Origin of the sequence: Escherichia sp. MOD1-EC5189, assembly GCF_002966045.1 — a bacterium.
Taxonomy (GTDB): Bacteria; Pseudomonadota; Gammaproteobacteria; order Enterobacterales; family Enterobacteriaceae; genus Escherichia; species Escherichia coli_F.
Genome location: NZ_PTRX01000014.1, coordinates 78,078 through 85,235, shown reverse-complemented (window position 1 = coordinate 85,235; position 7,158 = coordinate 78,078). Strand labels below are relative to the sequence as shown.

Here is a 7,158-nt window from a genome sequence, read left to right as displayed (position 1 = left end):
AATTTTTCAGGACGTATTGCAACGATCCAGTCTGGTACTTTGATACCGTAAAATCTGGAGCGTCCATCTCATTATCCCTGTAAAACGCGCCCTCAGCCCACATCCATGTGGGCTGCCCCGGCCTACAGGAAACGATTCGGCGATTTACAGCCGGACCAACACCCTCGCTGAAGTATCTTACTTATACAGATGATTCATCTTTGCTGAAAGTAATCTACGTGATTGCCTGATGCGACGCTTACGCGTCTTATCAGGCCTACAGCATATGTCATCTGGATGACTTACATCTTCTCCAGCAACTTCTTCACATCTTTGCCATTGCGGGAATCTTTATTCCGCTCGGCCCAGTCATTCAGGCGACGTTTCGCTTCGTCCTGTAGATGTTTGCGTAGCAGCTGGTCCACTTGCAGGCTGTAATTAAGTTGCTGCCAGTTGCCATAAACCCGCAGCGGTACTGGCGTTTCTTTGAGGAAATCAATCAGTTTGCTTTCCCCGTTCCAGCCACCCACGACCCGAATATCAAACTGGGTGTCGCAGGTTTGATCTGCCAAATTCAACATGCCTTCCCCTGTCAGCGCCAGCACAGGCGATTGACCTTGCATGTCGTTTAACGTCACGACGCCATCCTTCAACGTCAAATCGGTGGTAAAGCGGTCAAGACGCGTCACGTTATCGAAGTTTTCAGCGGCCTTCACATCACCACCATTACGCTCTACCGCTTGCTGAATCATCTGCTGGAAGTTCATCCCTTCCATGCGTGTGTCCGTCATTTCGACATGCGCCTGTCCTTGCCAGTTGTGGCGGAATGCGTCGGCATCTATGTCAGCACCGGAGAAATCACCAGCCAGTGACATCTTTCCGGTCAACGAAATCGGATAGTTAAACGCCTTCAGAATGGTGCCAATCTCAACGTTTTCCAGCCGTGGCTGGAAGATTATCCGCGGACTTATTGATGTCGCGTCCAGCGTGCCCGGCAGCGAAACCTGTCCACCGTTAAGCTTGCCCTGCAGTTGAGTAATTTCCAGCAAACCCGACTTGTTGGTCATTTGCGTGGCAACGTCTGTAAAATTCATTCCGCGCCAGCGCACGTTACTGGCCTGCAACAAAATATCAGCCGTAAAGCCTTGCAATCCCTGATAGGCCGGTTCATCAATACGCGAAGAAATGACCGGGCGCGGCAACGTGGATTGGCTCTGCCCCTGCTGCGCGGCACCGTTTTCACCGTTCGCTGTTTCTTTAAGCGGGATGAGGTTGTCAAGATTCAGTTGCGGGAATTGCAGTCTCAGCTGCCATTCCGGTTTCTCTGTCAGCGTGACCTGTGCTTGCCCGCTCAGCGTACTGTCATTGGCGGTCAAACTAATTTGGTTAAATGAAAGGCGTTTATGTGACTCCTGCCACTGGGCCTGGAAACTCCCCTGCCCCTGAATACCTTGTTTTGGTAAATCGGCACCCTGCAACTGCCAGTTAATTTGTTCAATAGCCGCCGTTAAATCATGCGGATAATCAGAAGCATCTACCGTACCGTTAAGGGATATCGTGAGATCGCGCTGATCGCGATTAACCCGCCCGGAGAACTCAAATGAACCACGATGTTGGGGATCTTGTTCCATTTGCAGGCGAATATTGCGGATTGTCACCTGCTCGTCATCTTCATGCTGGAACACCAGCACGCTGTCCGCCACCTTAAGACTGGATATATCAAACGACCATCCGCGATCGTCTGACAGATCCGGCAAGGAATTGTCGCGCGGTGCAACCGGAGCGTCTTCACTGCGCACCGCTTCCGTCTGCGGCGTCAGTTGAATCACTGCCCCTTTTAGCATCACCTGCTTAACGCTCAGTTGATGACTCAGCAGTGGTAAAAGCGCCACGTCCAGACGCATGTTGTCTGCGCGAACCAGTGGCTGGCTCGCGCCCTGGGCAGTGAGAGACATTCGCCCGGAGAGGATACTAAGCTGCGGCCAGACGTGCCAACGCAGTGGCCCGTCGAGCTGCAATTGATAACCGCTACGTGCAGCAACTTGCTTGACCATATAGTCGCGGAAATCATTCGGATTCACCAGCAACACTAACGCAGATAACCCGGCCACCAGCACGACCAGGAGTATCATCAGCGTCGTCAGAAATCGTCTCATGGTATCCTCAATGGGCCTGAATTAGTCTTTATCGATTCGGCTGGCTACCGCGCCCTGCTGGTTGCGGTATTTCGCATCTTCACGGCGGTTGTAAGGTCGCGCCGCCGGGCCGGAAAGCGGCTCAAAGCTCAGCGCACCAATTAACATGCCCGGACGCAGCGCCAGCGGCAGCTTACCGGAGTTGTAGAACTCCAGCACAATGCAGCCAGACCAGCCCGGATCGATACGGTGCGCGGTGACGTGCACCATAAGCCCCAGACGCGCCAGTGAGGAACGACCGTCCAGCCATCCCACCAGATCGGCTGGCAGCGTCACCGACTCCAGCGTCACCGCCAGCGCCAGCTCTCCTGGGTGAAGATAAAACGCCTCGCTTTCATCGAGTACGATCTCATCGCTCATCACGCGGTCAAGCGCGGCGCTCACTTCATCTTTGGGACCGCTCAGATCGATAAACGCTGCCGTGTGACCACGGAAGGTACGAAATTTATTGCCCAGGCGCACATCCACCGTCGCGCCATTAATACGCTCCACTGGCGGACGTGGGTTGATCGACAAACGGCCTTCATCAAGCCAGGCTTCAATATCTCGGTCACACAGACGCATGGCATTTTCTCCTTTCGTGCATCACTCCCTTAACGCCAATTACGTCAAGGGCATACCAGGTTATCACTGAACGGTACACAATTTATCAAGCTTATTCAAAGAACTGACTTATTTTCGCTTTCAATATATCGATGGCGATGCGGTTTTTCCCGCCGCGCGGCACGATAATGTCCGCATATTGTTTAGATGGCTCAATGAATTGCAGGAACATCGGGCGCACAGTTTTTTGATATTGCGCCATCACGGAATCCATTGAACGCCCACGCTCGTTAACATCACGCTTGATGCGGCGCATCAAGCAGATATCCAGCGGGGTATCAACGAAAATTGAGAAGTTAAGTTCATCACGCAAACGCGCATCCGTCAGCAGCAAAATGCCTTCGAGAATGATGACCTTCTTCGGCTCAACCTTTACCGTTTCTTTCATACGCGTATGTTCAACATAGCTGTAAACCGGCAGGTCAATTGCCGAGCCGCGTTTCAATGCTTGTAAATGCTCAAGCAGCAGGCTGTGATCCATCGCGCTGGGATGGTCGTAGTTGGTCTTAACGCGTTCTTCCATCGACAGATGGCTTTGATCTTTGTAATAGCAGTCCTCGGGAATTACGCCGATGTGTTCATCACCGACTTGCTCACGTAATTCACGATAAAGGGTACTGGCAATAAGACTCTTGCCGGAAGCCGATGCGCCAGCGATACCGATAATGACGCACTGATGAGACTGATCAGTCATATATTTAGCGACCTGATTAACCTGGATGTTAGGAAGGGGGCGACGAAGCGCCAAACGCGGCAATTATAGGGATTTCATCCGCCTGATACCAGTCGAATAGCGTTGCCGCGCGCTCAGAGTTAATTGTTGACGAAGAATTCCCGGTGGCAAATTACGTTGATCAGTTTTATACAAGGTAAAAAATGTTATACGCAGTTGCGCAAATTATCCGCCTTTACGTCACTTTATGAGCAATTCGCATATAAAATGTAAAACTTTTGTACTAGCATAAACACAGAAACGAATACTGGCGACCTGGTCTTGCGGATAAAGCGGTAATGAGCAAACAATCACAGCATGTATTAATTGCCCTGCCCCACCCGCTGCTTCACCTGGTCAGTTTAGGTTTAGTCTCGTTTATCTTCACCCTTTTCTCGCTTGAGCTTTCGCAGTTTGGCACCCAACTCGCCCCACTGTGGTTCCCGACGTCCATCATGATGGTGGCGTTTTATCGCCATGCCGGGCGCATGTGGCCGGGGATTGCGCTGAGCTGCTCGCTGGGAAATATCGCCGCATCCATCCTGCTTTTTTCCACCAGCTCGCTGAACATGACCTGGACGACCATCAATATTGTTGAAGCCGTGGTCGGGGCAGTGCTACTGCGTAAATTGCTGCCGTGGTATAACCCCTTGCAAAATCTGGCTGACTGGCTGCGTCTGGCACTCGGCAGCGCCATTGTTCCACCTCTGTTAGGGGGTGTTCTGGTTATCCTGCTGACGCCCGGAGACGATCCTCTCAGGGCATTTTTGATATGGGTACTGTCAGAATCCATCGGCGCACTGGCACTGGTGCCGCTGGGATTGTTATTTAAACCACACTATCTGCTGCGCCATCGCAACCCAAGGTTGCTTTTTGAGTCGCTGCTCACGTTAGCCATCACACTGACGTTAAGTTGGCTTTCGATGCTGTATCTGCCGTGGCCTTTTACTTTCATTATTGTGCTGTTGATGTGGAGCGCCGTGCGCCTGCCACGAATGGAAGCCTTTTTGATCTTCCTTACCACGGTGATGATGGTGTCACTGATGATGGCCGCTGATCCCTCCCTGCTTGCTACGCCGCGTACATACCTGATGAGCCATATGCCGTGGCTACCGTTTTTGCTGATCCTGCTGCCCGCCAACATCATGACGATGGTGATGTATGCCTTTCGTGCGGAACGCAAACACATTTCCGAAAGCGAAACCCGCTTTCGGAACGCGATGGAATATTCCGCTATCGGTATGGCGTTAGTGGGCACCGAGGGACAATGGCTGCAATCCAACAAAGCACTCTGCCAGTTTCTCGGTTACAGCCAGGAAGAGCTGTGCGGACTCACCTTTCAGCAACTGACCTGGCCGGAGGATCTCAATAAAGATCTGCAACAGGTTGAAAAGCTGATAAGCGGTGAAATAAACACCTATTCAATGGAAAAACGCTACTACAACCGCAATGGCGATGTTGTCTGGGCGTTGCTTGCCGTCTCACTAGTGCGCCACACCGATGGTACGCCGCTCTATTTTATCGCTCAGATTGAAGACATTAACGAGCTAAAACGCACCGAACAGGTGAACCAGCAACTGATGGAGCGCATCACGCTGGCTAACGAAGCGGGCGGGATTGGCATCTGGGAGTGGGAGCTGAAGCCGAATATTTTTAGCTGGGATAAGCGGATGTTCGAGCTGTATGAAATTCCTCCGCATATCAAACCGAACTGGCAGGTGTGGTACGAGTGTGTATTGCCGGAAGATCGCGCACACGCCGAAAAAGTGATTCGCGATTCGTTGCAATCACGCTCGCCCTTTAAACTGGAATTTCGCATTGCCGTGAAAGACGGTATCCGCCATATCCGCGCCCTCGCTAACCGGGTACTGAATAAAGAAGGCGAAGTTGAACGCCTGCTCGGCATTAATATGGATATGACTGAAGTGAAACAGCTTAACGAGGCACTGTTTCAGGAAAAAGAGCGCCTGCATATTACGCTGGACTCCATCGGCGAAGCCGTGGTCTGTATTGACATGGCGATGAAAATTACCTTTATGAATCCAGTGGCGGAGAAGATGAGCGGCTGGACGCAGGAAGAAGCGCTAGGTGTTCCGCTCCTGACGGTGTTGCATATTACCTTTGGCGACAATGGTCCCCTGATGGAGAACATTTACAGTGCCGACACCTCGCGTTCCGCGATTGAACAAGATGTAGTGTTGCATTGTCGAAGCGGCGGCAGCTACGACGTGCATTACAGTATTACACCGCTAAGTACTCTGGATGGCAGCAATATTGGTTCGGTTCTGGTGATTCAGGACGTTACCGAATCACGCAAAATGTTACGGCAGCTGAGCTACAGCGCCTCCCATGATGCACTGACGCATCTCGCCAATCGCGCCAGTTTTGAGAAGCAACTACGCATCCTGCTGCAAACGGTAAACAGTACACATCAGCGACATGCCCTAGTGTTTATCGATCTTGATCGCTTTAAAGCGGTGAATGACAGCGCCGGACACGCCGCTGGCGACGCTTTGTTGCGCGAACTGGCGTCATTGATGCTGAGTATGCTGCGCTCCAGCGACGTGCTGGCGCGGCTCGGTGGCGATGAATTTGGTCTGCTGCTGCCAGACTGTAATGTCGAAAGTGCGCGTTTTATCGCTACACGTATTATCAGCGCCGTGAATGACTATCACTTTATATGGGAAGGACGTGTACATCGGGTCGGTGCCAGTGCCGGGATTACCTTGATTGATGACAACAATCATCAGGCGGTTGAAGTGATGTCGCAGGCTGACATCGCCTGTTATGCCTCCAAAAATGGTGGCCGCGGCCGGGTGACAGTTTACGAACCGCAGCAAGCTGACGCACATATCGAACGGGCGGCGATGTCGATTGATGAACAGTGGCGGATGATTAAAGAGAATCAGTTGATGATGATCGCCCACGGCGTCGCTTCGCCACGGATCCCGGAAGCGCGTAATTTGTGGTTGATATCACTAAAACTCTGGGGTTGCGAAGGCGAGATTTTTGATGAACAAACATTTCGTCGTAGCTTCGGTGATCCGGCGCTTAACCATGCTCTTGACCGCCGGGTACTCCATGAATTTTTCCAGCAGACCGCAAAAGCGATTGCCAGTAAAGGCTTAAGCATCGCCCTCCCCCTTTCTGTTACCGGTTTGAGTAGCGCCGCGCTGGTGAATGAACTGCTTGAGCAGCTGGAAAATAGCCCTCTACCACCACGGTTATTACATCTGATTATTCCGGCAGAAGCGGTTATCGATCACGCAGAAAGCGTGCAAAAACTGCGGCTGGCCGGTTGCAGGATCGTACTCAGCCAGGTGGGTCGCGATCTGCAAATTTTCAACACGCTGAAAGCGAATATGGCAGATTACCTGCTACTTGACGGTGAGCTATGCGCCAGCGTGCAGGGTAATTTGATGGATGAGATGCTGATTACGATTATTCAGGGGCACGCTCAGCGACTCGGGGTGAAGACTATCGCCGGGCCAGTTGTTTTACCCTTAGTGATGGATACGCTTTCTGGCATCGGCGTCGATCTGATTTATGGCGATGTGATTGCCGATGCCCAACCGCTGGATTTGCTGGTGAATAGCAGTTATTTCGCGATTAACTGAGGGAGCGTTTGCCCATTGCCTGATGCGACGCTAACGCGTCTTATCATGCCTA

4 protein-coding genes are annotated in these 7,158 nt (G+C 51.9%); 1 reads left to right on the top strand and 3 read right to left on the bottom strand.

Annotated elements, in window-relative coordinates:
* Positions 1-281: 281 nt before the first annotated feature.
* From asmA to udk, 3 genes are all read right to left on the bottom strand, one after another.
* On the bottom strand, positions 282-2,135 hold the full coding sequence (gene asmA / locus ATB02_RS14070) for an outer membrane assembly protein AsmA (protein WP_105271769.1): 1,854 nt from the start codon (positions 2,133-2,135) through the stop codon (positions 282-284).
* A gap of 21 nt (positions 2,136-2,156) precedes the next feature.
* Positions 2,157-2,738 (bottom strand): dCTP deaminase, encoded by a 582-nt coding sequence (gene dcd / locus ATB02_RS14065; RefSeq protein ID WP_001234777.1) that lies wholly within the window; start codon positions 2,736-2,738, stop codon positions 2,157-2,159.
* 91 nt (positions 2,739-2,829) lie between these two features.
* Entirely contained in the window at positions 2,830-3,471 is a 642-nt protein-coding gene (gene udk, locus ATB02_RS14060; RefSeq protein ID WP_000132077.1) for a uridine kinase, read from the bottom strand.
* Positions 3,472-3,788: 317 nt separating this feature from the next.
* Between udk and ATB02_RS14055 the strand changes: the two genes are divergently transcribed.
* On the top strand, positions 3,789-7,106 hold the full coding sequence (locus ATB02_RS14055; protein ID WP_105271768.1) for a diguanylate cyclase: 3,318 nt from the start codon (positions 3,789-3,791) through the stop codon (positions 7,104-7,106).
* Positions 7,107-7,158 lie beyond the last annotated feature (52 nt).